Source organism: Cryobacterium sp. MDB1-18-1 (assembly GCF_004402735.1).
Classification (GTDB): Bacteria; Actinomycetota; Actinomycetes; order Actinomycetales; family Microbacteriaceae; genus Cryobacterium; species Cryobacterium glucosi.
The window spans coordinates 324,246-351,239 of sequence record NZ_SOFR01000044.1 but is presented as its reverse complement, the minus strand read 5'-3'; the positions used below and the strand labels follow the sequence as shown (position 1 = coordinate 351,239).

Sequence of the window (26,994 nt, the reverse complement as noted above, 5' to 3'; positions counted from 1 at the left end):
CCTACTTCTTGGCGGCTGCGGTGACCTGGTCCTGGACGAAGGTGGAGAACACCGTCGCGTCGGTCAGGGAGCCGGTGTAGGCGACGCCGTTGACGAGCACGGTCGGGGTTCCGGCGACCTTGGTGAGGGTCGTCGAGTTGGGCAGCGGGCCGGCGAGGGCGCGCTTGGTCGCATTGCCGACCCAGGACTTGAAGGCACCGTCAGTGATGCACTTCGTGATGCCGGCGTCCGTGGCTCCCGCGGTCGTGACCAGGCTCACAAGTTCCTGATCCGTCAGGCCGGCGGTGCTCTCAGCGGGTTGCTGGGCGAACAGGGCGGCGTTGACGGCCGGGAATGCGGCGGGCTGGTAGTTGGCCACGCACACGGCGGCGTTCGCTGCCCGGGTCGAGTACTTCGTCCCGGCCGAGTTGGCGTCGAGGATGGAGATCGGGTGGTACTCGAGCGTCGCGTTGCCCGCGGTGACCCAGGAGTTGATCGCGGTGCCGTTGGTGGTCTCGAACTGGCCGCAATAGGGGCACAGGTAATCGGCGTAGACGACGATGTTCGCAGTGCTCGTGAGCTTGGTCTGGTCGGTCGCGACCGGCGTGGCGTCCGCGGCGAGGGCGGCCGTCGGGACGGCGGTGATGGTCGTTCCGTCGCCGGTGAGCAGGACCCCATCGCTGGCCATGTTCAGCGGGCCGGCGGCCGCGGGGCCGTTGCTGTTCACGATGACGAGGGCGACGACGACGGCGATCGCAACCAGTCCGGCACCGATGCCGCCTCGCAGGAACAGCTTGTTTCGCTTGTCCTTCTTCTGCTGGGCTTCACGCATCAAGCGGGCGCTCTCCCGTGCCGCATCGCGGCGGTCCTTCTTCGGGGGCGTGCCTTTGCCGGGGAGGTTGCTGTTCATAGACCCTGTACACCGTTTCGTCGCGAGTGACTTATCGAATCTAGGTTAGGCCGTCCACCTCCACGCCCCGTGCCATCGGGCTGGGAGCCAGCTGTGAGGAGGGTTAGAACCAGGTGCTGAGGTGCGGCGGCTGCCCTGAGCGGAATGCGGCGTCGACCTGCGTCGCGGCATCCTCCGTGTGCTCGGTGACTCTGCCGGCGCGGCTCAGCACGACGGCGCTCGGGCCGCCCAGGTACAGGGCGGAGAGGGCGGCGACCGAGAGGCTGAGGTGGGCCGCTCCCGCCGGGGTGGCCTCGCCCGCGGCGAGCGGATGCGCCGAGCCGGCACCGTCTGGAGAGACAGTGAGCAGGAACTCGCCCCCTGCGATGCCGAGGTCGTCGGAGACATCGAGGAGGAAGACGCCGGGTGCGGCGTATCGGCGGTGCTCGAGTGCGGCAGGCACGTCGAGGAGGCGCAGCCAGAGGTGGTCGCGTTCGGCGGAGGCGCGCACGGCCCGCGGGTTCTCGAGCTGCCAGACGAGGGGCTCCGCGGTACTCCGGAGCGGGGCGGAGACCTCTCCGATGAGGTCGAGGTCGAGCAGGAAGCGCCAGAGTGCTGTGTATGCCGCGTCGGTCGCCGCGACCAGGTCGACGACGTCGAGCCGACCAGGGTAGGCGTCGCCCTCGAGCGTGACGCTGTAGACCGCGAATCCCTTCGGTCGGCCGGTCGGGTCGTCGAAGCGCACCGTCTGCCGCGTCGGGGTGGCGGCGGTCGTCGGGGTCGGGGCTGCCGCCTCGGACGGCTCGGCCAACGCGGGGGTCGTGAGTCCGAGGATCTGGTCCCAGAGGCTGTCGCGACGGTCGACGTCACCGGCGCCGCGCCTTCTGGCGGCTTCGAAGATCGCCGGGGCGTCGTGGCGCAGCGATTCGGGGGAGACGAAGTGCAGCCGCCCCATGTCCGTCGGGGCTGCCGGGGCCGGCCGGGCGTCGCCGGTGGTGATGGTGATGCTTGCCTGGTGCGCGGCCGGCCCGAACCCGTATCGCGCGTAGATAGTGGCCTCCGACACGGTGAGCATGGCGAGTGGCAGGCCGAGCCCGTGCGCGGTGCGGAGCTCGGCGGTGAGCAGGGCGCGGGCGAGGCCTCTGCGGCGGTGCGTCGGCGAGACGGTGACCGAGCTGATCGCCCAGGCGGGCAGCGTGCCGCCGCCGGGGACGCTCAGGCCCATCGGCCAGGACCGCACCGTCGCGACCGGGGTGAGCGGATCGGCAGCGGTCGCGTCGAGGACGGCCGTCACGCGATCCCCTGCGGTGTTCGCCAGGCGGCGGACAAGTTCGTTGTCGTCGGGCGCGCCCTCGTGGAAGCCGCGCGCTGTCGCGCGGTGCCAGTGTCGCCGGGCCTCGGTGTCTGCGGCGTCGATCAGGCGCAGTTCGAGGCCGCCGATCGCGAGCACGGCCGCCGATTCCTCGTCGATGGGCGTGCGTGCGAAGTCGGGTGCCGTGTAGTCGTTCACGGCCCTACTGTACTGGCCGGGGACCGGCCGGAGTCAGCTCGCGACGGTCGCGGCTGGCGTCCCGGGCCCGGGGACCGGAGGGACGAGCGCTCGTGCGACGGCCGCGCGGCCGATGGCGGCGAGGGACTCCGGCCCCGCCTCGGAGCCGATCTCGCCGCGTGGCACGGTCGCGAAGCCGAGGGAACGCTCGCCGAGTACGATCACCCGGCCGCCGCCGGCCTCGAAGGAGCGCAGCTCGTCCGTGAGCGGAGTGCCGTCCGTGTCATCGGGGGACGGCGGTCCGGCGAGGATCAGGATCCGGGGGCGCTGCCCGCGCAGGGATCGGACGAGTGCGAGTTCACGGTCGGGATCGCCGGCCGTGACGGTCACCGTGACGGTGAGTCCGGCATCCGCTGCCGCGTCGATCACGCCGGATGCCAGGAATGCGTCGCGCGGGTCCGCGATGTCGGTGACGACAAGGGCGACCGTCCGGGTGCTTCCCGTGGCAACGGCCTGCGCCGAGAGGTTGGGAGTGTAGCCGAGCTGGGCAGCGGCCGTGAAGACCCGGTCGCGGTAGTCCCCGTTGACGGTGCGGGTGCTGCCGTTCAGGGCGCGCGACGCGGTGGCGAGGGACACGCCAGCCGCGGTGGCCACGTCGAGCAGGGTGGGTAGCCTGGATGACGGACTCATCGGTCCATCCCCTTCCTGGGGACTGGCGGGCCGGTTCGCGGTTCGGGTCGCGGTTCGGCAGGTGCTTGTCATTGTGGCACGCCGGGCACGGGGAAGGCGTGTGCGGGCCTGAGACTCTCCTGCGGAACCGGGAATTCCCCCCGGTTGCGGGGCGACCGGGGGGAATTCTGCCTGCCGGCAGTGGCTGCCGGGCGTTCGGAACCTAGTTCAGCGCGAGTGCCGACCACGAGACCGGCGGCAGGATGACGGTGAGGACCCCTTCGGTGAGCAGCACGCCGTCGAGGGGCTTCAGGCCGACCCGATTCTGGTCGGCGAGTGTGTTCCTGGCGTAGACATCCGCATCGTGCAGGGTGACCGCTTCGGTGAGGAGCGTCGCGTCGAGGCCGGAGACGTCGATCGACACCTCGATCGACTCCGTCTGGCTGCGGTTCACGAGGAAGACGGCGGATGCGCCCGTCTCGGCATCGAAGGTCGCGACGGCGTCGACGAGGGGCGCTGCACCGTAGAGGGCCGTGTCATAGGTCCCGGCATCGATCCGGGGCTTCAGCACGACGCCGCGGGCGAGCCTCGAGGTCACCGAAAACGGGAAGAACGTGGTCTGGCGCCAGCTCGCCCCGCCCGGCTCGGTCATGATCGGCGCGATGACGTTGACGAGCTGCGCGAGAGAAGCGGATCCGACCCTGTCGTGGTTCTGCAGGAGCGTGATCAGCAGGTTGCCGAGCACGACGGCGTCGGCGACGGAGTAGACGTCCTCGAGCTGCCGCGGCGCGTGGCGCCACTCCTCGTTGACCTCCTCCGAGGCCTGGTGCTCGTCGAGGTACCAGATGTTCCACTCGTCGAAGGAGAGCTGGATGGTCTTCTCGCTGCGGAGCTTGTACTTGACGTGGTCCGCCGTGGCCTTCACCGTCTCGATGAAATAGGTCATCTCGAGGGAGGACGCGAGGTACGAAGCGAGGTCTCCCTTGCGCTCCTGGTAATAGGCGTGGCAGGAGACGTAGTCGACGTACTCGTAGCTGTGCTCGAGCACGACCCGCTCCCACTCCCCGAAGGTCGGCATCGCAGAACCGGAGGAGCCGCAGACGACGAGCTCGAGGCTCTTGTCCGCGGTCTTCATGGCGGATGCGGTGCGAGCCGCGATCTTCCCGTAGTCGTCGGCAGACATATGGCCGATCTGCCAGGGTCCGTCCATCTCGTTGCCGAGGCACCACATCCGGATGTCGTACGGCTCGACCGCGCCGTTCCGGATTCGTTGCTCGCTGAGCGCGGTCCCGTCGGGCTGGTTGGCGTATTCGAGAAGGTCGAGGGCGGCGTCGATGCCGCGGGTGCCGAGGTTGACGGCCATCATCAGCTCGGAGTCCGTCAGGGCGCACCAGCGGGCGAACTCCTCGAGGCCGACCTGGTTGCTCTCGAGCGAGTGCCAGGCGAGGTCTCGGCGCACCGGTCGGTCCGCGCGCGGTCCGACGCCGTCCTCCCACTTGTACCCGGAGACGAAGTTGCCGCCGGGGTAGCGGATGGTCGTCGAGCCGAGCTCCTTGACGAGGTCGACGACGTCGAGCCGGAACCCGTCGGCGTTGGCGGTCGGGTGGCCGGGTTCATAGATGCCGTCATACACGCACCGGCCGAGATGTTCGACGAAGGAACCGAAGATCCGGCGGTTGATGGGTGCCACGACGGCTGAGCGGTCGATGACGATTGTTGCCTGTGTCACGCGAGGAAAGTCCTTTGGAATCGAGATGGGTGGAAGAGGTGCGGATGCTTACTTGACGCTGCCGAGGGAGAGCCCGCCCTGCCAGTACTTCTGCAGCGTGAGGAAGGCGATGATGAGCGGGATCACGGAGACCAGTGCTCCGACGATGACGATGGTCCAGAGCGACTGCCCGCCGGTGTTGACGCCGGCCTGGGTCTGCAGGGCGCCGAGCCCGACCGTGACGGGGAACAGGTTCGGGTTGGAGAACATCACGAGCGGCAGGAAATAGTTGTTCCAGGTGCCGACGACGCTGAGCAGCAGCACGGTGACGAGGGCCGGGCGGAGCAGGGGGAGTGCGACGCGGAAGAAGATCCGCAACTCGCCGGCCCCGTCCATCCTTGCGGCGTCGATCATCTCGTCCGGGATCGCATCCTGGGTGTAGACCCGCATCAGGTAAACGCCGAAGGGATTGAGCATGGACGGCAGGATCACCGCCCACATCGTGTTCGTCAGGTGGGTCGCGCTGAACATCACGAACATCGGGATGACGAGGGCCGTCGCGGGGACCATGACCGAACCGAGCACCAGGGCGAAGAACGGGGTGCGCCCGGCGAAGCGGTACTGCGCGAAGCCGTAGCCGGCGAGCACCGAGATGACGGTCGCGCCGATGCCGCCGGTGAGGGCGTAGAGGAACGAGTTGCCGAGCCAGTGCCAGTACAGCCCGTTCGAGTACGTGAACAACTGCTGGATGTTGTCGATCAGGTTGAACTTCCCGAACCAGAGCGGGCTCGTGTCGCCGCTGAAGAGCGTCGCCTGGTCCTTGGTGCTCGCGACGATGAGCCACCAGAACGGAAGCGCGAAATAGAGGATGAGGCCGACGAGGACGAGGTGCGGCAGGACGCGACGCCCGCCGGCCCGGCTGGCCTCGCGGGAGGCATGGGACCGCCGCTTCTCCGGTCGCGGTGAGGTGGTCGAAACGAGCACGGTCATGAGTTCAGTCCGCTCTTTTTACGGGTGAAGTGCAGGAAGATATAGGAGCCCACGAAGACGACGAGCCCGAGGGCGAACGAGATCGCCGAGGCGTAGTTGAATTGCGAATAGGAGAACGCGAGCGTGTATGCGTAGATGTTCGGCGTGTACGAGGCGGTGATCGATCCCGACGCCATGCTCCGCAGGATCTGGGGCTCCGTGAAGAACTGTAGGGTTCCGATCAGGGCGAAGACCAGGATCAGGACGAGCGAGGACGAGATCATCGGGATCTTGATCCGGAGCGCGGTCTGCCAGGCGTTGGCGCCGTCGATCTTGGCCGCCTCATAGATCGAGGTGTCGATGCCCTGGAGCGCCGCGTAGATGATGATCATGTAGTAGCCGGCCCACTGCCAGGTCACGACGTTCACGAGGCTGCCGAAGATGTTGTCCGGCGACAGCAACTGCGGCGCGTTGAGGCCGAACCAGCCGGCGACCTCTGCGGCGGGGCCGAAGCTCGGGCTGTAGAGGAAGCCCCACATCAGGGCGCCGATCACGGCGGGAACCGCGTAGGGAACGAAGATCATCAGCCGTGAGAACTTGGAGAACCGGCTCGTGATCGAGTCGAGCAGCAGGGCAGCGCCGAGCGAGACGAGCATCTGGATCGGGATCAGGATGATCGAAAACCGCACGACGAGCCAGACACCCTCGAGGAAGAGAGGATCGGTGAAGGCCTTGGCGTAGTTGTCGAGGCCGACCCAGTGCGTGCCCGTTGCCACGGTCTTGTTCTGCAGACTGAGGATGAAGGCGTAGACGAGGGGCGTGAGGAGGAAGAGCACCAGGAAGACGGCGAAGGGGGCCACGAAGAGCCACCCCCAGCGTGCACGCCGGGCGCTGACGCCCGATCCGAGCCGGCCGGGTTTTTTCAGGAAAGCACGGTCCGTGGTGACGGAGCGTCTCTCGATGGTTGAGGACAACATTGTTCCTTTCCAGGGGCCGGGTGGTCGGCCGGTGCGTGAGCCCGGCCGACCACCGTGGGTCCGGGTTATTTGACCGTGTACCCCTGTGAGGTCGCGTACTCCGTGACGGCCTTCTGGTACGTCGCGAGGGCATCCGCCGGCGTGGCGGCACCGCTCGAGACCGAGTTGACGGCCTCGGTGAGCTTGTCGTACGCGAGGTTCTGGAACGGGCTGACCTGGAAGCCGCTGTAGTCGTTCGCGGCGGCGAGGAAGACGTCCTTGTTGATCTGCTGGCCGCCGAAGAAGTCGTAGGCGCGATCGGTGAAGTACGAGGAGGTCAGGATCGGCTTCCAGAGCGGGAAGAGTGCGGCCTTTTCAATGCCGAGCTTCCAGGCCTCTTCGGTTCCGAAGATGTCCTTCGCGACGGTCGCGGCGGCATCCTTGTCCTTGGCCTGGCTCGTCACCGAGAAGGCCGATCCGCCGATGTTGACCTGCTTGGGCGTTTCGCCTGCCCACTGCGGGATCGGGGCAGCCTGCCAGACGGCACCGCTCTCGGCGCCGGTGAACCCGGCGAGGTAGCCGGGCAGCCAGGCCGCCGCGATCGTCGAAGCGTATGTGCCGTCGACGAGGTGCGTGTTGTAGTCGGTCGTCGACGCGTCCTCTGTGCCGACAAGGCCCTTGGAGACCAGGTCCTGCCAGTAGGTGAGGACCTTGAGGCTCGCGGCGTCGTTCAGGTCGACCGTGACGTTCGTTCCGTCGACGGTATAGGGAATCGAGCCGGCCTGCGCGAAGAGCGCCTGCTGGTATGCCCGGCCATTGCCGGCGAAGTCGGTGATCATCGAGGTCGATCCGGCATCCTTGAGGGCCTGCGCGGCGGCCGCGTATTCTTCCCAGGTCGTCGGAACCGCGATGCCGTACTTGTCGAAGATGTCCTTGCGATAGAGCATGCCGACCGGTCCGCCGTCGACGGGGATGGCGTAGACGCCTGCCCCGCTGGACTCGTCGGCCCAGGCGCCCTCGGAGTAGTTCTGCTTGATGTCGGCCGTGTAACTCGTCAGGTCGGCGAGGGCGTCCCGCGGGATGTAGCTCTGCACGACCTCGGTCTCGAGCATGATGACATCGGGAGCACCCGAGCCGGCCTCGATGGCCGTCGAGAACTTGGTGTACTCGTCATTGCCCGCACCGACGTTGGTCCAGCAGACCTGCACCTTGTCATGCGTGTTGTTGAACAGGTCGACGACCGATTCGAATTCGGGATACCACGCCCAGACGTTGACCACGGTTGCGGCCGAGTTGACGATCTTGTTTTGACAGCTTGCTTCGGCCGCCCCGGTTGAGCAGCCGCTGAGCGTTGCGGCGAGCATGATGGCGACGCCCCCCGTTGCCAGAATCTTTTTCACTTGTGTTGGTCCATTCCCGGTGTGCAGACACCCTTGTCTCGGTATTGGCGACGGGATCCGCTGAGCCGATCGCATCGTTTACATCGTTGTAAGTAAACGATGTAACTAGATTCTGTCGAGGCGGACATCGATTTGTCAAGCGGTCTGACCCAGATCGTCACAGGCTGCCGTGATCAGGCCGGATCCCGCCCACCGCCTGCCATACAACGTTGTACTATGCGAGGAGACGAACGCTGCTGCGAACGTCGCCCGAATCGGAAGGGGCTCCATGGCGGCAACACTGCACGATGTGGCACAAATCGCCGGAGTCTCGATCAAGACCGTCTCCAACGTGATCAACGATCACCCCCACATCCGCCCCGCCACCAAACAGCGGGTGCTCGAGGCCATCGCCGAGCTCGACTACCACCCCAATCTCTCGGCACGCAGCCTGCGTTCCGGACGGACGGGCATGATCGGCCTCGCCCTCCCCGAGTTGTCCCTGAGCTACTTCGCCGAGCTCGCGGATGCCGTGATCCGCTCGGCGGAGCGCCATGGCGTCACCGTCCTGATCGAACAGACCGGGGGAGACCGGGACCGGGAGATCGGCCTGCTCTCGAGCCCCCGGCGCCAGCTCACCGACGGCCTGATCTTCAGCCCTCTCGGCATGGGCAACGACGACGCGGACTTCCTGCGGGTCGGCTACCCGCTCGTGCTGCTCGGGGAGCGGATCTTCAACGGGCCGACCGACCACGTCACGATGCGCAACGTCGATGCCGCGAGGGCGGCGACCGAACACCTGATCCGGCGGGGACGGCGCCGGATCGCGGTGGTCGGTGCGCACGAGGGCGAAGTGATCGGCTCGGCCGGCCTGCGCCTGCGCGGGTACCGGGAGGCCCTCGAGGCCGCCGGAATTCCCTTCGACCCCGCCCTGATCGGGTTCACGACCCTGTGGCACCGCTCGAACGGCGCCACAGCGACGCGGGAGCTGCTCGCCTCCGGCGTGGAGTTCGACGCCGTGTTCGGACTCAACGACACCCTGGCCCTCGGCGCCATGCGCGTGCTCCAGCAGGCTGGGCTGCGCATCCCGGAGGACGTGGCGCTGATGGGCTTCGACGATCTCGACGAGACCCGGTACAGCCTTCCGACGCTCTCGACGGTCGATCCCGGGAGGGCAGAGATCGCCGAGACCGCCGTGCGGGTGCTGCTCGAACGGATCAATGCCACCGCCCCGGAGGCGCCGAGAGAGTTCCTGGCCGACTTCCGGGTGATCGAGCGTGAGTCCTCGGAATCGCGCGAACCGGTGACCGTGCCCGGGGCATCCGAAGAGCGAGGACAGGAATCATGACGAGCGAGACCACGACGGCGGGACCCAACCCCGCGCCGAGCGGCGAGCAGTACGAGATCGCGGGACACGGCTACCGCGCGGTCGTGACCGAGATCGGCGCGTGCCTCCGCCTGCTGCAGTACGAGGGGCGCGACCTGGTCGTGAGCTTTGACCGGGACGAGGCCATGGTCGGCTTCCGGGGCGCTCTCGCGGCACCCTGGCCCAACCGGATCGCGGACGGTCGCTACCCGGTAGACGGAGTGGCCGTGCACGTGCCGGTCAACGAGCCGTCGCGGGACTGCGCGCTGCACGGGCTCGTGTTCGACCGGGCCTGGCGGCTGCTCGCGCAGGCTCCCGGCGAGGTCGTGCTCGGACTCAGGCTGCCCGCCGGTCCCGGCTATCCCTTCCAGCTCGACTTCACGGCCCGGTACGCGCTCGCCGCGGATGGACTGACGACCACGATCGAGGTGTGCAACTCCGGAGCGGGCACGGCGCCGTATGGCGTGTGCCCGCATCCGTACCTGCGCGCGGGGGATTCCCCGCTGGACAGCTGGACGCTCAGGCTTCCGGCCGACCGGTTCCTCGAGGTCACACCGGACCGGCTGCTGCCGGTCGGAGTCGTCGACGTCGCGGCCGGCGACGGTGCCTTCGACTTCCGGGAGCCCCGGGTGCTGGGTGCGACGGAGATCGATCACGCGTTCACGGGCATCATCCAGGACTCCGGCGGGCGCGCGACACTCGAACTGCGGGAGGCCGACGGACGCGGTGTGGCCATGAGCTTCGGGCCGGAATGCCCGTGGCTGCAAGTGCACACCGCGGACCTGCCGCTGCCAGGGGTCACCCGGCTCGGCCTCGCGGTGGAGCCGATGACGTGCCCTCCTGACGCGTTCAACTCCGGCATCGACCTCGTTCGTCTGGCGCCAGGAGACACCCACGAGGCGAGCTGGCGGATCAGCGCGCTCTGACCCGGCAGGCGGGGGTGGGTCGGAGCAGGTGGGTCAGACGCGGTGGGCGGCGTACTGCGAGCGGATCACGGGGCGGAAGTCGATCGCCGGCTCCGCCGCGAGCGAGATGCGCCACTCCGGTCGCGCTCCCGTCAGCGCCCACGCCGCCTGCACGGCTGCGCCGTCGGCGACATACTCGCCAGGGGCCGGAACGACGACGGGGTTGTCGAAGAGCTCCGCCGCGATGCCGCGGACGGCCGGGTTCTGCGCCGCGCCGCCGATCAGGAGCACCCGGGAGACGACGACACCCTGGCCGCGCACGGCCTCGAGGCCGTCGGCGAGCCCGCAGAGCAGGCCTTCGATCGCCGCGCGGGCGAGGTTCGGCCGGGTGGTCGAGGCGAGGGTGAGCCCGAAGAGGGTCGCGGTCGCGTTGGGCAGGTTCGGGGTGCGCTCGCCTTCGAAATAGGGCTGGAGCACGAGGCCGTTCGCGCCGGCCTCCGCCTCGAGGGCGAGTCGGCCGAGCTCGTCGTGGTCCACGCCGAGGAGTCCGCGCACCGCGTCGAGCACGCGCGCGGCGTTGAGCGTCGCGACGAGCGGAAGGAAGAGCCCGCTCGCGTCGGCGAACCCCGCGACCGTGCCCGTGGCATCCGTTGCCGGGGTCGCGGTCACCGCGAAGACGGTGCCGCTCGTGCCGATCGATACGATGACGTCGCCGTCGCCCGCTCCGAGGCCGAGGGCGGCGCCCGCGTTGTCGCCGGCGCCGACGCCGACGACGATGCCGGCGGGTACCCAATTCGACGGGGATTCCAGGTCGGTGAACGATGCACTGGTCGTCTCAGGTGTCGAATCGGCACGATCTCCGTCGAATTCGTCAGGGGAGGCGAGGCTGAGTGCGACCGTCTCTCCGGCGATCTCACCCGGGCCGAGCACGCGCGGCAGCACGGCCGCGTGCCCGAGGGCGCGCTCGAAGAGGTCGAGGTCGTACTCGCCCGTGATCGGCGACCAGTAGCCGGTGCCGCTCACATCGGAGCGGTCCGTGGTCAGCGCCGTCAGGTCGGGGCCGAGAGGGCTCTCGTCGGCCGGGCCGAAGCCGCGCAGCCGCCAGGTGAGCCAGTCATGGGGGAGCGCGACCGCGGCGACGCGCGCGGCGTTGCCCGGTTCGGCGTCGCGCAGCCAGCGCAGCTTCGTCGCTGTGAACGACGCGACCGGCACGAGGCCGGTGCGCTGGGCGTATTCGGCGGCGCCGACCTCGTCGATCAGCTCTGCGGCTGCGGGGGCGCTACGGGTGTCGTTCCAGAGCAGGGCCGGGCGGATAACGCGGCCGTCGATGTCGAGGACGACCATGCCGTGCTGCTGGGCCGCGATCGAGATCGCTGCGACATCGCCCAGTCCGCCGGCGTCGGCGACGGCGGCCTGCAGGGCCTCCCACCACTTCTGTGGGTCGACCTCGGTCCCCTCCGGATGCACGGCGCGACCGCTGCGAACGAGCGCACCGGTTTCCGTGTCACGAACGACGACCTTGCAACTTTGGGTCGAGGAATCGACTCCGGCAACCAGTGACATGACTACATTCTCCGCTTCGAGAGGGGGTGGGGTGCGAGTGAGGACGTGCGGGCGCGGCGTGCGCGAACGCGCCCCGGCCGGTTTGTCCCGCCCCCCAGATGAGCGTGACACGCCGGCCGGGGCGCGCAGGTGATGCTGTGCTAGTTGCGGGCGCCGAGCAGGTGCTCGAGGGCCAGCTGCTGCAGGCGAACGAAGCCGAAGCCCTTGCCGCCGAAGTACGCGTCGGTGTCGAAGTCTTCGTAGGAGGCGCGGTCGGCGAGCAGGTCGTCGTAGGTCTCGCCTTCGCCGAGGGTCGGCAGCGCGAGGTCGGGCACCTTGGCCGCGGCGAGCATCTGCTGCACCTCGGGGTCGGCGCGGAAGGACGCGGCGCGTTCCTTGAGCAGCAGGTACGTCTGGATGTTGGCCCTGGCGGAGTCCCAGACGCCCGTGATGTCCTCGGTGCGGCTCGGCTTGTAGTCGAAGTGGCGAGGGCCCTCGTAGGTCTGGCCACCGTTCGGGCCGCCGTTTTCGAGCAGGTCGACGAGAGCGAAGGCGTTGTGCAGGTCGCCGTGGCCGAAGACGAGGTCCTGGTCGTACTTGATGCCGCGCTGGCCGTTGAGGTCGATGTGGAAGAGCTTGCCCTGGTACAGCGCCTGGGCGATGCCGGCGGCGAAGTTGAGCCCGGCCATCTGCTCGTGGCCGACCTCGGGGTTCACGCCGACCAATTCGGGGCGCTCGAGGGTCGTGATGAACGCCATCGCGTGACCGATCGTCGGCAGCAGGATGTCGCCGCGGGGTTCGTTCGGCTTGGGCTCGATCGCGAAGCGGATGTCGTAGCCCTTGTCGGTGACGTAGTCGCCGAGCAGGTTGACGGCTTCGCGGTAGCGGGAGAGGGCCGAGCGGATGTCCTTGGCCGAGTCGTACTCCGCGCCTTCGCGCCCGCCCCACATTACGAAGGTCTTCGCGCCGAGTTCGGCCGCGAGGTCGAGGTTGCGCAGCACCTTGCGGAGGGCGAAGCGGCGGACGCTGCGGTCGTTCGAGGTGAAGCCGCCGTCCTTGAAGACGGGCTCGCTGAACAGGTTCGTCGTGATCATCGGAATGATCAGGCCGGTGTCTGCACACGCCTGCTTGACGCGGTCGATCTGCGACTGGCGCTTCTCTTCCGTGCAGCCGAACGGGAACAGGTCGTTGTCGTGGAAGGTCAGGCCGTACGCCCCGATTTTCGCCAGGTTCTCCACGGCGTCGACGACGTCGAGCGGCGGACGAGTCGGCCCACCGAAGGGGTCAGCGCCGTTGTAGCCGATGGTCCAGAGGCCAAAGGAGAATTTGTCTGCGGGGGTGGGCGTGATGGCCATGAGGTTCCTTGTCTGTCAGCGACGTTGATGATTTGTTGTATCTATAAACATATTAGGGGAAAAGCGGATGCCGCGCTACCGTCATCCGGCAATCGGTGCGACCGGAACGGGCCGGTCGGGCGGGGCTTCAGCGCGGGGCGACGGTCGCCGCGGCCACGAGGGCGCGGGTGTGGTCGACGGTGCGCACGGGCCCGGTGAGCCGCAGGTTGAGGGGTGCGGCGACGAGCGCGCTCGAGTGCCCGAGCCGCAGCTCGAGAGCACCGGGTTCGACGATGCGGTCGCCGTCCCTGCCCGTGAACGCGGACAGGTCGGCGTGCACCGTGAACTCGACGCGTGCGCTCGCACCGGCATCCAGCTCGACCCGCGCGTACCCGATCAGCCGGTTCACCGGGCGCACGACCGAGGCGACCGGGTCGTGCAGGTAGAGCTGCACCACGTCTGCCCCTGCGAGGGCACCCGCGTTCGTGACCGTGAGCGTGACCGTCGTTGCGGCATCCGTGGTCATCGAGGCCGCGCCGATCGCGGCATCGGTCCACTCGAATCGGCTGTAGCCGAGACCGTGGCCGAAGGGGAAGCGTGCGGTCGGGTCGAGGTTGGAGACCTCGTTCCGGCTTCCGAGCGGCGCGGCGAGGTACCCGCCGGGCTGGCCGCCCGCGTGGTTCGGCACGCTCACGGGCAGCCGGCCGGACGGGTTGACCCGGCCGCTGATCACGCCGGCGAGCGCCCCGGCGCCCTCCTCGCCGGGGAAGAACGACTGCAACACGGCCGCGGACCGTTCGGGTGCATCGCGCAGGAAGTAGGGGCGTCCGGCGACGAGCACGGTCACGACGGGGGTTCCGCTCGCGAGGACCGCGTCGAGCAGCCGCCACTGCCGGCCGGGCAGTTCGAGCGACTCGGCGTCGCAGCCCTCCCCGCTGGTCCCGCGCCCGAACAGTCCGGGCCGGTCGCCGAGCACGATGATCACGAGGTCGGCGTCGGCTGCGGCACGTGCCGCCGGCGCGATGCCGGTCTCGTCGGTCCCATCGACGGTGACGCCGGGCGAGTATGTCACGGTCGCCAGGGGGTACTCAGCGCGAACTGCTTCGAGCACGGTGCGGATTTCGATTCCGATCGGCACCTCGGGGTGCAGGGTGCCGACGTGGCCGGGGAACGAATAGCAGCCGAGCAGGTTGAGCGCGTCGTCGGCATTGGGGCCGACGACCGCGATCCGCAGCGGTGAGCCGGTGGATGCCGGCGCGAGCGGCAGCAGGCCGTCGTTCGTCAGCAGCACAACCGATTGTTCGGCGATCCGGCGCGCGACGCTCCGGCTCGCGGCGGGATCAAGATCGACCCGCCCGCGCACGGCCTCGACGTCGGCGAGGTCGGTCTCGGTCCAGCCGGCCGGGAGCGGCGACCAGTCGGCGTCGAGCAGGCCGAGGTCGAGCTTCTGCAGCAGCACACGCCGGGCTGCGCGGTCGATGTAGTCGGTCGGGAGCCGGCCGGCCTCGATCTCGGCGAGGAGCGGTTCCGCGAAGGTCTTGACGGTCGGCAGCTCCACGTCGACGCCGGCGCGGAGGGCCTGCACCGCGGCATCCCCCCAGGTCTCGGCGATCGCGTGCAGGGTCTTCAGGAAGGCGATGCCGAAGTAGTCGGCGACGACCGTTCCGGTGAAGCCCCAGGTGTCGCGGAGGAGCCCGGTGAGCAGGGTCGGGTCTGCGGCGGTCGGCACGCCGTCGATGTCGGTGTACGCGTGCATCACGGAGCGGACCCCGCTCTCGCGCACCGCCATTTCGAACGGCGGGACGAGCACGTCGTTGAATTCGCGGCGGCCGATCGAGACGGGGGCGAGGTTGCGGCCGGCCTTCGATGCGGAGTAACCGATGAAGTGTTTGAGGGTCGCGACGATGCCGGCGGACTCGAGACCGCGCACATAGGCGGTCGCGATGGTGCCGACGAGGATCGGGTCCTCTCCGATGGTCTCCTCGACGCGGCCCCAGCGGGCGTCGCGTACGACGTCGAGAACGGGAGCGAGGCCCTGGTGCACTCCGACGGAGCGCATGCTCGCGCCGATCCGGCCCGACATCTCCTGCACGAGGCCGGGGTCGAAGGTCGCGCCCCAGGCCAGCGGCACCGGGTATGCGGTCGCGCCCCACGCGGTGAAGCCGGCGAGGCACTCCTCGTGGGCGAGGGCGGGGATGCCGAAGCGGCCGGCCGCGACGATGCGACGCTGGCTGCGCGCGAGGGAGACGACGCCGACGGCGGCGTCGACGGGCCCGGAGCCGAACGGCCGGGTCAGCTGGCCGAGGCCGTGCGGCAGGAGGGCGTCGAGGTCGAGGACGTCCTCCATGTCGTGCTGGTACGGGGCGACGCCGCCGCCGTCGTTTGAGGCGCCGACCCAGACTCCGTAGAGCTGGGCGACCTTCTCGCGCAGGGTCATCGCGGCGAGGAGGGTGTCGACGCGCTCGGCGGGGGAGCGTGCGGTGTCCTGCCAGGCGTGCGGCGCGGCATCCACGGGGGAAGGGGCTGGGGAGAGTATGTCGGTCATGATTACTTGCCTCCGACGCCCATGAGGCCCTGAACGAGGGCGCGCCGGGCGAATAGGTACACGAAGAGAACCGGGAGCATCGAGAGCAGCACGGCCGCCATCAGCCCCGGAATGTTGACACCGTACTGCGACTGGAAGTCGAACAGTCCGAGGGTGATCACCTTGGTCGAGGCCGACTGGGTCAGGATCAGGGGGAACAGGAAGCCGTTCCAGGCCTGCAGCGCGGAGAAGACGATGATCGTCGAGATGCCGCTCTTGGAGAGGGGAAGCACGAGCTGGAAGAAGCTGCGCATCGGCGTCGCACCGTCCATGGCCATGGCCTCGTAGAGCTCCGGGGTGATGTCGCGCATGCTGCCGGTCAGGATCAGGGTGCAGATCGGCAGGCAGAACGCCGCCGTCGGCAGGATGATGCCGATCAGGCTGTCGTAGAGCCCGGCGACCGAGATCAGGTAGAAGATCGGCACGATGACGGCCTGGGCCGGGATCGCGAGTCCGAGCAGGAAGGTGCGGAAGATCAGCGAGATGCCCCGGCTGCGGCTGCGGACGACCGCGTAGGAGAGCGGTGGGACGACGAGCACGACGATCGCGACGACGCTCACCGTGACGATGACGGTGTTCCACACGTAGGTGAGGAACCCGCCCGTGACGAGGGCGCCGAAATTGTCGAGGGTGAACGAGCTCGGCAGAGACAACGGGCCGGCGGATGCGTAGCCCTGCTGCGTCTGGATCGTCGCCGTGACCATGACGTAGATCGGGACGAGGACGATCAGGAGCCAGATGATGCTGCCGGCCCCGGCGAAGTAATTCGGTCTGGGCTTCATCAGATGCCTTCCTGGGCGCTGTTCATCTTGTCGTAGCCGGTCGCCCTGACCATGATGAGCGAGATGGCCGTCGCGATGACCACGAGGACGAGCGCGATCGCGCTGCCGACGCCGAAGTCGAAGGACTGGAACGCCTTCCGGTACATGTAGTACGGCGTGATGGTGGTGTCGGTGCCCGGCCCGCCCTTGGTCAGGATGAGCACGGTGTCGAAGGTGGTGAGGCCGCCGACGACCATCAGGATGCCGGAGGTCACGATGGTGTTGCGCAGCTGCGGCAGGGTGATGCTGAAGAACTTGCGCATCGTGCCTGCGCCGTCGATCTCGGCGGCCTGGTAGAGCACGGGCGGGACCGACCGGGCAGCGCCCTGGTAGAGCAGGGTGTGCAGCGGGGTGAACTGCCACGCGCCGACGAAGGTCAGCACGGCGATCGCGCCGGCCTGGCTGCCGAGCAGGTTGCCGTCGCCGCCGAAGATCCCGGCCAGCTGGCCGGGGATGCCGAAGTTCGGGTCGAGCAGGGCCCGCCAGAGCACCGAGACGGCCGCGGAGGAGAGCAGCAGCGGGATGAAGTAGATCGCGGAGAGGACGGCGCGGTTCTTCTGCTGTCCCGCGGCCCAGACGCCGAGCAGGATGCTGAGCGGGGTCTGGATGACGACGCCGAGCAGGGTGAGCAGGGCGCTCAGCCAGAGGCTCTGCATCATGACCTTGTCGCCGAGGAGCTTGTTCCAGTTGTCGAGCCCGTTGAACTCGGGAGAGCCGAGGCCGCTCCAGCTCGTGAAGGACATCACCGCGACGCCGATGAGGGGGACGATCGCGAAGAGGGCGAAGAAGATTGTGGCGGGGAGGGCCCAGGCGAAGCCCGGGCGGCCCACGTTGGGGCCGCCCGAGTGCCGTGAGCGCCCGGTGGTTGGACGCTTCATGGTCAGTTACCTAGAGTGCCTGCATCGCGGAGATGAAGCCGGCGACGTCGAGCTTGCCGGTGAAGAACTGCGAGACCGCGGTCTTCATGTCGGCGGATGCCGACTGGGGGTAAGCCTGGTCCCAGGAGAGCTGGAACGCGGGTGCGTCCTTGACCAGGTTGAACTGGAAGGTCGCGTATGCCGGGTCGGCGGCCTGGTCGAGGAACTTCTCGGTCGTGGTCGTCGTGGGGAGGTTGCCGATGCCGAGCTGGGCCTGGACGAACTCGTCGGAGTACATCAGCTTCAGGAAGTCGCGGGCGGTGTCCGGGTAGCGGGTGGCCTTGATGACCGAGTAGTAGTTGTTCGTGTTGCCGACGAGGTCGGCGCCGTCACCCTTGCCATCGGCGATCGACGGGAAGCCGGTGTAGCCGAGGTTGGCTTCGGTCCACGCCTTGTCCGCGGTCTGCTGGGTGGAGTACTCCCACGAGCCCATGAGCTCGAAGGCGGCCTTGCCGGTGCGGAGCAGAGCGGGCGAGCCGCCGTCGACGAAGCTCACGGAGTCGAAGTTGGTGCCGAAGGCGCCCGCGTCGATGAGGGACTTGAGCTTGGTGAGTGCTGCCTTGCCGTCGGCGGAGTCCCAGACGGTGGTGTCGCCGCCGATGGCCTTCGTGAGGAGGTCGGGGCCGGCGACACGGTCGAAGAGGTACTCGAACCACATCAGGGTCGGCCACTGGTCGGCGCCGCCGAGGGCGATCGGGGTGATGCCCTTCGCCGTGAGGACCTTGACGTCGGCGAGCAGGTCGTCCCACGTCTTCGGGGCGGTGATTCCCGCATCCGTCAGGACCTGCTTGTTGTTGAACAGGATGACCGGCTGGGTGCCGCGCATCGGGATGCCGTACGGCACGCCGTCGATCGCGGCGGCGTTGAAGACCGAGGGCAGGAAGCTCGACTCGAGGGCCGGGTCCGACTTGATCATGTCGGTGAGGGGGAGGAGGAGGTTGGCCTTCACGAACGGCTGGATGCTGCCGCCGCCCCAGTTGAAGAAGACGTCGGGCGCCGCGTCGGTGCTGATGATCGTCTGGAGCTTCTGCTGGTAATTGGCGCCGGGGATCCGGTCGAGGATGACCTGGACCTTGGAGGTGGCGTTGAATTTGTCGACCATGGCCTGCTCGACGGTGTTACCCGCGTCTCCGTAGACGGCGACGTGGATGACATTCTCCGGACGGTTGCTGTTGGCTGTGCTGCCTGATGTGCCGGAGCACGCGGAGAGCGTGACTCCCAACGCGATTACTGCGGATGCGGCGACGGCTCGTTTGAGCCACCTGCTCGTGTTCGACATTGAACGCCTCTCGAAAGTTTCGGCGAAGTTGCCGAAAGTGATTAGGATGACTGGAGTCTATGGCGCAGGGTTTGTTGCGTCAAGCGACAAACCAAACGGATGCACGGAGCCGAGGCTTCGGGGAAGAATGAGGCCATGTCGATCGTCGAAGAAAGCCGGGAGAGTCCGGACCGCGTGACCCTGTCGGCGATCGCCGCGCTCGCGGCCGTGTCGCTCTCCACCGTGTCCAAGGTGCTCAACGGCCGCGGCGACGTCGCCCCTGCGACGCGCACCCGGGTCGAAGAGCTGCTCTCCCGCAACGGGTACAGCCGTCGCGGCGACGCCGCAGCCTCCGCGCCGTTGCTCGAGCTCGTCTTCCACGAGCTCGAGAGCGTCTGGGCGATCGAGATCATCCGCGGGGTGGAGCGCGTCGCGCGGGCGAACGGGCTCAGCATCGTCCTCACCGAGAGCGGCGACAGGCACGCGCCGTCCGTGGAATGGATCGACGGCGTGATCGCCCGCAATCCGGTCGGCGTGATCCTGGTCTTCTCGGACCTCTCAGGGGAGCAGAAGCAGAAGCTCGCGACCCGCGGTATCCCCTTCGTGGTCGTCGACCCGGCGGGGGAGCCGACCCCGGACGTTCCCTCGATCGGCTCGGCGAACTGGTCGGGCGGCCTCGCGGCGACCCGGCACCTCATCGACCTCGGGCACACCCGGATCGGCATGATCGGGGGTCCGGTCGACATGCTGTGTTCGGTCGCGCGGATCGGCGGGTACCGTGCCGCGCTCGAAGCGGCCGGAATCGCCTACGACTCCTCCCTCGTGCTCGACGGTGACTTCCACCCGGAGGGGGCCCGGGTGCGCGCGGTCGAGCTGCTCGACCGGCCGGACCGGCCGACCGCCATTTTCGCGGGGAGCGACCTCCAGGCCATGGGCGTGTACGAGGCGGCCAGGGCGCTGGGGCTGCTCATCCCCGCCGACCTCTCGGTCGTCGGCTACGACGACCTCCCCCTCGCCCGGTGGGTCGGGCCGCCGCTCACGACGATCCGGCAGCCGCTCACCGAGATGGCGGAGGCCGCGGCGAATCTCGCGGTCAGCATGCGGCATTCCCCTGGCGGCACCGTGCAGCGGATGGATCTTGCGACGAGCCTCGTCACGCGGCACAGCACGGCCCCTCTCGCCTGACTCCCAACCCATTCGACGGACTCTTCTGGTCCATTTCGCGGGGGAGCGGGTGTGAAGGGCTTTCCGGGCAGAATCCCCGTCGAATCGGTTCGGTCAGGGCGTGGCGGATGCCGTCGGCACGTAGTCGAAGCCGGTGACCGTGACCGGGTGGCCGGGCTCGCCGCTCACGAAGGGCCCGACGACGGTGCCCACGAAGCCGCCGGCGCGCTCGGTCGTCAGGAGGGCGGCATCCGTCACGGCGACGACGCGCGTCTCGCCGGCGACCGTGACCGTGAAAGCGACCCCCGCCGCAGACAGCTCCGCGGTGAGGCCGAGCAGGGAGCCCGGTGCGACGGGGTCGAGCGGCACGCTGCCGAGGACCGTGTCAGCCCCGTCCGCGCGCGCGATCGCGGTCGCAGTCCAGCCGGCCGGCGCGTGCGCGAGCTCGATGCGCAGGCCGAAGTTCTCGCTCTGCCGCAGGGCGAGCCCGGCCGTGACCCCGGGGTACGGCAGCACCAGGCGGAGACCGGCCCGCACGTCGGGATGCCGCAACCGGTACCCCAGGAACGCGGCCGGCGTCCTCGTCGCGGGTCGTGGCGCCGATGTCGACCCGGCCGGGTCCAGGGCCGGCGGCGCAGGAGGCTCGAGGTGCAACCCTGCCGCAGAGGTGTGCGCTCCCGGCACCGGCCCGCGCACGCCGAGCCAGTGCGCCGCGAGCGGCCCGACCGGGAATGTGTCATGCAGTTCGGCCGGGGTCGGCGCATCCGCGCTCGTGAACGGTGTGTTTCCGCGCTCGCCGAGCCGGCCTGCACCCGGGTTGACCACGGGCCAGCCGGACTCCCAGGCGACGGGCGCGAGGAAGGTCTCCCGTCCGAGCACGTGCCCGCCCGCGCGGCTGCGCACGCCGAGGGCGAGGGCCCACCAGGAGCCGTCCCCTGCCTCGACGAGGTCGGCGTGCCCGACGTTCTGCACGCTCGCGGTGGCTCCCAGCTGGCGGTGGCTGAGGACCGGGTTGCCGGGGTTCCCGACGTATGGGCCCGTGACGGACCGGGAGCGGGCGACCGAGACGGCGTGGTTCCGTTCGGTGCCGCCCTCGGCGGCGAGGAGGTAGATCCACCCGTCGTGCGCGAAGAGGTGCGGGCCCTCCGCCCACACCGCCCCGGCAACCGCGCCATTCCAGAGGATGTGCTCCTGGCCGAAGAGTCGCCCGGCGACCGGGTCGAGCTCGCGGAGCCAAATCTCGGTCTGGCCGGGGTATGCGCCGGGTTCGACGAGGCGGCAGCCGGCCCACCAGACCCTGCCCTCGTGGAAGAAGACCGTCGGATCGATGCCGCGCGCGCCCTCGAGGAACACCGGATCGGACCAGGGCCCGGCCGGGTCGGTCGTGGTGAGGAAGAACGACGCGTCCGCCGCGCCGCCGACGACGGTGCAGGCGAGGAAGAAAAGACCGTCGTGATGGCGCAGGGTCGGCGCGTAGAGGCCGCCGGAGTCCGGCACCCCGGCGAGGTCGAGCAGGCCGGCCTGCCCGGTGCGGTCGATCGCGTGGCCGAGGGGTGTCCAGGTGACGAGGTCGGTGCTCGAGTGCAGTGGGAGACCGGGGAAGTACTCGAACGACGAATTGGCGAGGTAGAAGGTGTCGCCGACCCGGCAGACCGAGGGATCGGGGTACATTCCGGGCAGGACCGGATTCGCGAAGACCGTCATGCTTGACCACCCTAGTGACCGGACCGCCGGCATCCGTGACCCCTGACCCGTTTAAGTCGATTCTCACAACAAATCCGGGACGGGGTGGTTCTGGTCCGTTGGTTCATGGGTCAGACTGTGCGACAAGACATTTATTATCGGGAAGCGAGGTCGGCGCCATGGCGAGCATCCACGATGTTGCGCGGGTTGCCGGTGTCTCGATCAGCACGGTGTCCTACGCGCTGTCCGGCAAGCGGTCGATCGCGGCATCCACGCGCGTGCGCGTCCTCGATGCCGTGGAGAGTCTCGGCTATCGTCCGAACGCGGGGGCCAGGATGCTCGCGGGCACCCGCACCAACATCTTCGCCCTCACGGCGCCTTTTCACGCGGACACCTATGCGCCGGCCCACATGGCCTTCGTGCTCGCGGTCGCGCAGGCCGCCCGCGAACACGACTACGACGTGCTGCTGCTCACCCAGGACGAGGCGACGAGCGGACTGCGCCGGGTGGCGTCGAGCAGCCTCGTCGACGGCATCATCGTGCTCGACGTCGCGGGCGATGACGACAGGGTCGCGGTCATCCGCGAGCTCGGCGTGCCGGCGACCTTCATCGGGATTCCCCGGGATGCCGCCGGTCTCGTCTGCGTCGACCTCGATTTCGAGGCCGCTGCGGCGCTCGCGGTCGAGAAGCTGGTGGCAGCCGGGCACCGGTCGATCGGCCTGATCGGGCACTCTCCCGGCGTCTATGCCCGCGGCTCGAATTTCCCGCCCCGGTTCCGCGACGGTTTCTTCGCGGCCGCTGCGGCCCACGGGGTCGAGACGGCGTTCGTGATGCCCGAACGGGACGGCCCGAGCGTCCGGATCGCCCTCGATGCGCTCTTCGCGGAGCGCCCGGACATGACGGCGCTCGTCCTCCATGCCGAGGAGAGCATACACACCGCGGTTCTGGACGTGCTGCGGGAACGCGGCCTGCGGGTGCCGCGGGATCTCTCCGTGCTTGCGGCCTGCGCGAGCTTCGAGACCGATCACTTCGAGCCTCCGCTCGACACGATTCCGCTCGTCGCCGCCGACTCCTGCTGGCGCGCGGTCACGCTCGCGATCGAGCAGGTGAGCGGTCCGATCGAACCCCGTATCGAGCTCGTCCCTCCGCGTTTCTACGAGCGCGGCTCGATCGCACCGCCGCCGGATCGGCCAGGGGCCTCCCCGCGATCCTGACCCGCTCCCGACCCGGGAAGCCGGGTCCCACCACCGGATCTTCTCCGGGAACGGTGCGGAACGCTCCGGGACCTGTACCCTCCAAGTGGGGGAGCTTCGACGGGTTCCCGTGGTCGCATTCCTCGGGCAAAGGTGACGATGGACGACTACGAGGCACTCGTGGCAGAACGGGACCTCCTGCGAACCGCAATCGACCGGATCCCCGCCCTGATCGGGCACTGGAACAACGACCTCCGTTGCGACCTCGCCAACACCGCGTACGGCATGCTGCTCGGCGGCGACGCCGCGGCAATGCGCGGCCGGCATATCAGCGAGGTGCTCGGCGCCGAGCTCTACGCGAGCAACTTTCCCATGGTGCGTGGTGCACTCGACGGAATCCCGCAGCATTTCGACCGGACCCTCGTCGACGCCGGTGGCGTGACGCGCCACCTGCAGGTCGACTACCAGCCCGACATCGCCGGAGGCTTCTTCGTGCAGGTTGCCGACGTCTCCGAGCGGATGGCGGCGCAGCAACGTCTCGGGGAAGTGCTCGAATTCCAGAACGCCGTCCTCGAGACCACCCCCGACCTGATCACGGTGTTCGACCTTGACGAGGAGAAGCTTCTCTGGGCCTCGAAGTCCCTGAGCGAGACCTACGGCTACAGCGTCGAGGGCCTGTCGGATCCCGCGGAGCGGGACCGCGCCGTTCCAAGCGAAGACCGGGGCATCTACCGCGCTGCCCAGGAGCGAGTGCGGCTGGCCCTCGATCACGAGGTCGTGCACTGCCGGCACCGGATGGTGACCGCCGACGGGCGCAGCCTGTGGGTCGAGCGCGGACTCACCCCGTTCAAGCGCAACGTCGAGGGCCGCGTCACGCAATACCTGAGTGTGTCGCGCGACATCACGGGACTCGTCCACGCAGAGCGCCAGCTCGACAGGGCCGCGAACCACGACGACCTGACCGGCCTGGCCAATCGCCGGCAGTTCATTTCGGCCCTCGAGGAGGCCGTCGGCCGGGAGTCCGGTGAGGTGGCGCTGGTCTACTGCGACCTCGACGACTTCAAGTCCATCAACGACCGGCATGGTCACGCCGTCGGCGACACCGTGCTCTGCCTGGTCGCCGAGCGACTGGGTGCCGTAGTCCGGCCCAGCGACCTCGTCGCGCGCCTCGGCGGAGATGAATTCGTCATCCTGATCACCGGCGGGATTCCCGAGGCGTCCGCCCTCGTCGAGCGCATCACCGAGCGGATGCGCCCCGTGTTCCCGATCGGAGACCTCACGCTCGCCGTCCGGGCCAGCATCGGCGTGGCCATCGGGGCCCCCGGCGCGAGCGCGGAGGATCTGTTCGCGCGGGCGGACGCCGACATGTACCGGATGAAGCCGGGTACCCCGCGGCGCGCTCTCCGTGCGCGGGTGCGCCGCGCCGCCGTCGGTCGTCGATGACGTCCCTGAGGTGTCGCATATCGATGTTCAACCCGCGTGTGAACCTCGATATGCGACACCCCAGGTGGAGGATCCGGGGGATCGCGGCCGGGCCGGATGCTCGCGCGACGCGGATATGTTGCGAATATCAACAAACAACTTGTGCCCGCATCCGCAGGCCCCTATGCTTCAAAGCGACCCACTGTCGAAGCGTTTCGGCGGGCGATAAGCACAGCAATTATCGAAGCGTTTCGATTCGCTCGCGCTCGGGTCGTCATCGGCGACAGGAATCGGTGTCGCCACTACAAGGAGGTAGAAAGTGAGATTAGGAAAGCGCGCCCTCGCTGTCGTCGCAATGACGGCAGCAGCGGCACTCTTGACCGGCTGCGCAAGCGGTTCAACCGGCGGATCCACGAGCGCCAGCTCGGCTGGCCCCGTCGACGGCACGGGGAAGACCCTGACGCTCTGGGACTTCGAGTCCGATACCAGTGCGATGGGAATCGCCTGGAACGAGGCGATCAAGGTCTTCGAGAAGGAGACCGGCGCGAAGGTGAAGTTCGAAGCGAAGAGCTTCGAGCAGATCCGTTCGACCGCGAGCCAGGTCCTCAACTCCGACCAGGCCCCCGACATCCTCGAGTACAACAAGGGCAACGCCACCGCCGGCCTGCTCGCAAGCCAGGGGCTGCTCAGCAACCTCGACGACTACGTCAGCCAGTACGGCTGGGACGCGAAGCTCGCCCCCTCCCTGCAGACCACCGCCAAGTATGACGAAAACGGCATCATGGGCTCCGGCTCCTGGTACGGCGTTCCGAACTACGGCGAATTCGTCGAGGCCTATTACAACAAGGACATGTTCGCGAAGTACAACGTCGCGATCCCGACCACGCAGGCCGAGTTCGAAGCCGCACTGAAAACCTTCAAGGACGCCGGGATCACCCCGCTGGCGGAGTCGGCAGCCGAGTACCCGCTCGGCCAGCTCTGGTACCAGCTTGCGCTGACCAAGGCAGACCGCAGCTTCGTCAACGACTACCAGCTCTACACCGGTGACGTCGACTGGCAGGGCAAGGAACTGACCTACGCGACCAACACCATCAAGGACTGGACCGACAAGGGCTACATCTCCAAAGACGCCACCGGGACCAAGGCAGAGGATGCCGGCACCGCGTTCATCGCTGGGACGAACCCGATCTTCTTCTCCGGCAGCTGGTGGTACAACCGCTTCACGACAGAGATCAAGGGCTTCGATTTCGGCACCTTCCTCTACCCCGGCGCCACGATGTCTCCCGGATCCAGCGGAAACATGTGGGTCGTCCCCGAGAAGGCCAAGAACAAGGACCTCGCCGCCGCATTCATCGACATCACGATGCGCCCGGAGATCCAGGCCCTGATCGGCAACAACGGTGGCGTCCCCGTCGCCGCGAACGCCTCGGACATCACGGACCCGAAGAGCCAGGAACTGATTGCCAACTTCAACACGCTCACCGCGCGCGACGGCATCGGCTTCTACCCCGACTGGCCCACCCCGACCTTCTACGACCAGCTGAACGCCGGCCTGCAGGAGCTCATGAACGGCACCAAGTCGTCCAAGGACGTCCTGACCGAACTCGGCACCGAATACAACGACGGCATCAAGGACATCAAGAAGTAGTCCGCCGCGGGTCGCGCCTCCCCGGCGCGACCCGCACCCCCCTCTTCCTGCCGCGCAGGCCCGGCGTCGTGGCTGCGCGGCAGACCCCTGAACTGAAGAAAGGCAAGGCGATGGTTATGACAGCCCCGCTGGCCACTGAGACAACCGAATCGCACCCGCCCCGGCCGGGCAAGCCTGCGGGCAAGCGCGTTCGCCGCGCACCCGTGCAGAGCCTCATCCCCGGTGCGGGCGGCAAGGGTTTCTGGCTCTACCTGGTGCCGGGCCTGCTCCTGCTCACCATCATCGTCCTGGTTCCGCTGGGCTGGAACTTCTTCCTGACCTTCACCAAGTACCGCGGTATCAAGCCTCCGGTCTGGATCGGCCTGGACAACTGGACCAAGCTCTTCGGCGACGACGTGTTCTGGACCTCGTTCGGGAACTCGATCGCCATGATCGTGGCCATGGTCGTTGTCCCAACCCTGCTCGGCCTCGTGCTCGCGGCCATGCTCTTCGACCTCGTCGGCAAGAAGTTCGGCGGCAAGATCGCAAGCTTCCTCCGCGCCACCTACTACCTCCCGCAGATCCTGCCGACCGTGATCGCGGCGATCGTGATCGGCTGGATCCTCCGCCCGGAGAACGGTGCCCTCAACCAGGTGCTCGGCGCCATCGGACTCAGCGGCCTCGAACACAACTGGCTCGGCAGCCCGGACACCGCGATGGCCTGCATCATGGTCATCATGATCTGGGTCCAGCTCGGCTACCCGATCGTGATCTTCATGGCCGCCCTCCAGCGCGTCGACCCGGAACTCTACGAGGCTGCGGAGCTCGACGGCGCCAACTGGTTCCAGCGGTTCCGCGCCATCACCGTCGGCATCATCCGCCCGGAGATCTTCGTCGTGACCCTGACCTGCACGATCGCAGCCCTCAAGGTGTTCGGCCCGATCTACGCACTGACCCGCGGCGGGCCGGGCACATCGACCATGGTGCCGAGCTACTACTCCTACAGCGAGTTCTTCCAGAACCAGCAGGTCGGCTACGGCGCAACGATCGCAACCGCCCTGACCGTCGTGGTCGCCATCGTCGCGATCATCTTCATCACTTTCCAGACCCGGCTCGAGCGCCAGGACGAGGAGCGCTAGC

General features: G+C 68.3%; 21 protein-coding genes. 7 read left to right on the top strand and 14 right to left on the bottom strand.

Annotated features, from left to right (window positions below; genetic code table 11):
- Nucleotide 1: 1 nt before the first annotated feature.
- From E3O50_RS11230 to E3O50_RS11200, 7 genes are all read right to left on the bottom strand, one after another.
- Entirely contained in the window at nt 2-889 is an 888-nt protein-coding gene (locus E3O50_RS11230; protein ID WP_134446811.1) for a thioredoxin domain-containing protein, read from the bottom strand.
- Between the two features lie 103 nt (nt 890-992).
- The gene (locus tag E3O50_RS11225; RefSeq protein ID WP_134558045.1) at nt 993-2,378 is read right to left on the bottom strand and encodes a GNAT family N-acetyltransferase; all 1,386 of its coding nucleotides are present in this window, start codon (nt 2,376-2,378) and stop codon (nt 993-995) included.
- A gap of 33 nt (nt 2,379-2,411) precedes the next feature.
- A complete protein-coding gene (locus E3O50_RS11220; protein WP_134446815.1) occupies nt 2,412-3,047 on the bottom strand; it encodes a LacI family DNA-binding transcriptional regulator in 636 nt (211 codons plus the stop codon).
- Nucleotides 3,048-3,249: 202 nt separating this feature from the next.
- Complete coding sequence (locus E3O50_RS11215) at nt 3,250-4,755, bottom strand: alpha-N-arabinofuranosidase (RefSeq protein WP_134446817.1); 1,506 nt, start codon at nt 4,753-4,755, stop codon at nt 3,250-3,252.
- 48 nt (nt 4,756-4,803) lie between these two features.
- Nucleotides 4,804-5,724, bottom strand: coding sequence for a carbohydrate ABC transporter permease (locus E3O50_RS11210; protein ID WP_134558044.1), 921 nt, complete (start codon nt 5,722-5,724; stop codon nt 4,804-4,806).
- Nucleotides 5,721-6,680 (bottom strand): sugar ABC transporter permease, encoded by a 960-nt coding sequence (locus tag E3O50_RS11205; protein WP_134558043.1) that lies wholly within the window; start codon nt 6,678-6,680, stop codon nt 5,721-5,723. The genes E3O50_RS11210 and E3O50_RS11205 overlap by 4 nt, the downstream gene beginning before the upstream one ends.
- A gap of 65 nt (nt 6,681-6,745) precedes the next feature.
- Nucleotides 6,746-8,059, bottom strand: a complete 1,314-nt coding sequence (locus tag E3O50_RS11200; protein WP_166787286.1) for an extracellular solute-binding protein — start codon at nt 8,057-8,059, stop codon at nt 6,746-6,748.
- 268 nt (nt 8,060-8,327) lie between these two features.
- On the opposite strand from E3O50_RS11200, the gene E3O50_RS11195 reads away from it, so the two are divergent.
- Together E3O50_RS11195 and E3O50_RS11190 are read left to right on the top strand one after the other, a co-directional pair.
- Nucleotides 8,328-9,386: a LacI family DNA-binding transcriptional regulator gene (locus E3O50_RS11195; RefSeq protein ID WP_134446825.1), complete on the top strand. Its 1,059-nt coding sequence runs from the start codon at nt 8,328-8,330 to the stop codon at nt 9,384-9,386.
- Complete coding sequence (locus E3O50_RS11190; RefSeq protein ID WP_134558042.1) at nt 9,383-10,330, top strand: aldose 1-epimerase family protein; 948 nt, start codon at nt 9,383-9,385, stop codon at nt 10,328-10,330. The genes E3O50_RS11195 and E3O50_RS11190 overlap by 4 nt, the downstream gene beginning before the upstream one ends.
- A gap of 33 nt (nt 10,331-10,363) precedes the next feature.
- Here E3O50_RS11190 and E3O50_RS11185 read toward each other — a convergent pair whose 3' ends face one another.
- From E3O50_RS11185 to E3O50_RS11160, 6 genes are all read right to left on the bottom strand, one after another.
- Nucleotides 10,364-11,872, bottom strand: coding sequence for an FGGY family carbohydrate kinase (locus E3O50_RS11185; RefSeq protein WP_134558041.1), 1,509 nt, complete (start codon nt 11,870-11,872; stop codon nt 10,364-10,366).
- A 140-nt stretch (nt 11,873-12,012) separates the two neighbouring features.
- Nucleotides 12,013-13,206: a xylose isomerase gene (xylA, locus tag E3O50_RS11180; protein WP_134446831.1), complete on the bottom strand. Its 1,194-nt coding sequence runs from the start codon at nt 13,204-13,206 to the stop codon at nt 12,013-12,015.
- Between the two features lie 127 nt (nt 13,207-13,333).
- Nucleotides 13,334-15,730 (bottom strand): glycoside hydrolase family 3 N-terminal domain-containing protein, encoded by a 2,397-nt coding sequence (locus tag E3O50_RS11175; protein ID WP_134558040.1) that lies wholly within the window; start codon nt 15,728-15,730, stop codon nt 13,334-13,336.
- 2 nt (nt 15,731-15,732) lie between these two features.
- The gene (locus E3O50_RS11170) at nt 15,733-16,551 is read right to left on the bottom strand and encodes a carbohydrate ABC transporter permease (RefSeq protein WP_134446835.1); all 819 of its coding nucleotides are present in this window, start codon (nt 16,549-16,551) and stop codon (nt 15,733-15,735) included.
- Nucleotides 16,551-17,468 (bottom strand): sugar ABC transporter permease, encoded by a 918-nt coding sequence (locus tag E3O50_RS11165; RefSeq protein WP_134558039.1) that lies wholly within the window; start codon nt 17,466-17,468, stop codon nt 16,551-16,553. Before E3O50_RS11165 ends, E3O50_RS11170 begins: the two co-directional genes overlap by 1 nt.
- A gap of 10 nt (nt 17,469-17,478) precedes the next feature.
- Entirely contained in the window at nt 17,479-18,786 is a 1,308-nt protein-coding gene (locus E3O50_RS11160; RefSeq protein ID WP_134446839.1) for an extracellular solute-binding protein, read from the bottom strand.
- Nucleotides 18,787-18,921: 135 nt separating this feature from the next.
- Between E3O50_RS11160 and E3O50_RS11155 the strand changes: the two genes are divergently transcribed.
- The gene (locus E3O50_RS11155; protein WP_134446841.1) at nt 18,922-19,950 is read left to right on the top strand and encodes a LacI family DNA-binding transcriptional regulator; all 1,029 of its coding nucleotides are present in this window, start codon (nt 18,922-18,924) and stop codon (nt 19,948-19,950) included.
- A 93-nt stretch (nt 19,951-20,043) separates the two neighbouring features.
- Here E3O50_RS11155 and E3O50_RS11150 read toward each other — a convergent pair whose 3' ends face one another.
- A complete protein-coding gene (locus E3O50_RS11150; protein WP_241975174.1) occupies nt 20,044-21,633 on the bottom strand; it encodes a glycoside hydrolase family 43 protein in 1,590 nt (529 codons plus the stop codon).
- A gap of 158 nt (nt 21,634-21,791) precedes the next feature.
- On the opposite strand from E3O50_RS11150, the gene E3O50_RS11145 reads away from it, so the two are divergent.
- From E3O50_RS11145 to E3O50_RS11130, 4 genes are all read left to right on the top strand, one after another.
- Entirely contained in the window at nt 21,792-22,826 is a 1,035-nt protein-coding gene (locus tag E3O50_RS11145) for a LacI family DNA-binding transcriptional regulator (RefSeq protein ID WP_134446845.1), read from the top strand.
- A 138-nt stretch (nt 22,827-22,964) separates the two neighbouring features.
- Nucleotides 22,965-24,248: a sensor domain-containing diguanylate cyclase gene (locus E3O50_RS11140; RefSeq protein ID WP_134558037.1), complete on the top strand. Its 1,284-nt coding sequence runs from the start codon at nt 22,965-22,967 to the stop codon at nt 24,246-24,248.
- A gap of 298 nt (nt 24,249-24,546) precedes the next feature.
- Entirely contained in the window at nt 24,547-25,875 is a 1,329-nt protein-coding gene (locus tag E3O50_RS11135; protein ID WP_322137118.1) for an extracellular solute-binding protein, read from the top strand.
- Nucleotides 25,876-25,991: 116 nt separating this feature from the next.
- Entirely contained in the window at nt 25,992-26,993 is a 1,002-nt protein-coding gene (locus E3O50_RS11130) for a sugar ABC transporter permease (protein WP_134446848.1), read from the top strand.
- The last annotated feature ends 1 nt before the right edge of the window (nt 26,994 follow it).

What these genes read in the sequence shown, in the direction of transcription:
- E3O50_RS11230 (WP_134446811.1), bottom strand. Translation starts at nt 889, where the DNA reads ATGAACAGCAACCTCCCCGGCAAAGGCACGCCCCCGAAGAAGGACCGC.
- E3O50_RS11220 (WP_134446815.1), bottom strand. Translation starts at nt 3,047, where the DNA reads ATGAGTCCGTCATCCAGGCTACCCACCCTGCTCGACGTGGCCACCGCG.
- E3O50_RS11210 (WP_134558044.1), bottom strand. Translation starts at nt 5,724, where the DNA reads ATGACCGTGCTCGTTTCGACCACCTCACCGCGACCGGAGAAGCGGCGG.
- E3O50_RS11205 (WP_134558043.1), bottom strand. Translation starts at nt 6,680, where the DNA reads ATGTTGTCCTCAACCATCGAGAGACGCTCCGTCACCACGGACCGTGCT.
- E3O50_RS11195 (WP_134446825.1), top strand. Translation starts at nt 8,328, where the DNA reads ATGGCGGCAACACTGCACGATGTGGCACAAATCGCCGGAGTCTCGATC.
- E3O50_RS11190 (WP_134558042.1), top strand. Translation starts at nt 9,383, where the DNA reads ATGACGAGCGAGACCACGACGGCGGGACCCAACCCCGCGCCGAGCGGC.
- E3O50_RS11185 (WP_134558041.1), bottom strand. Translation starts at nt 11,872, where the DNA reads ATGTCACTGGTTGCCGGAGTCGATTCCTCGACCCAAAGTTGCAAGGTC.
- xylA (WP_134446831.1), bottom strand. Translation starts at nt 13,206, where the DNA reads ATGGCCATCACGCCCACCCCCGCAGACAAATTCTCCTTTGGCCTCTGG.
- E3O50_RS11175 (WP_134558040.1), bottom strand. Translation starts at nt 15,730, where the DNA reads ATGACCGACATACTCTCCCCAGCCCCTTCCCCCGTGGATGCCGCGCCG.
- E3O50_RS11170 (WP_134446835.1), bottom strand. Translation starts at nt 16,551, where the DNA reads ATGAAGCCCAGACCGAATTACTTCGCCGGGGCCGGCAGCATCATCTGG.
- E3O50_RS11165 (WP_134558039.1), bottom strand. Translation starts at nt 17,468, where the DNA reads ATGAAGCGTCCAACCACCGGGCGCTCACGGCACTCGGGCGGCCCCAAC.
- E3O50_RS11160 (WP_134446839.1), bottom strand. Translation starts at nt 18,786, where the DNA reads ATGTCGAACACGAGCAGGTGGCTCAAACGAGCCGTCGCCGCATCCGCA.
- E3O50_RS11155 (WP_134446841.1), top strand. Translation starts at nt 18,922, where the DNA reads ATGTCGATCGTCGAAGAAAGCCGGGAGAGTCCGGACCGCGTGACCCTG.
- E3O50_RS11150 (WP_241975174.1), bottom strand. Translation starts at nt 21,633, where the DNA reads ATGACGGTCTTCGCGAATCCGGTCCTGCCCGGAATGTACCCCGATCCC.
- E3O50_RS11145 (WP_134446845.1), top strand. Translation starts at nt 21,792, where the DNA reads ATGGCGAGCATCCACGATGTTGCGCGGGTTGCCGGTGTCTCGATCAGC.
- E3O50_RS11140 (WP_134558037.1), top strand. Translation starts at nt 22,965, where the DNA reads ATGGACGACTACGAGGCACTCGTGGCAGAACGGGACCTCCTGCGAACC.
- E3O50_RS11130 (WP_134446848.1), top strand. Translation starts at nt 25,992, where the DNA reads ATGACAGCCCCGCTGGCCACTGAGACAACCGAATCGCACCCGCCCCGG.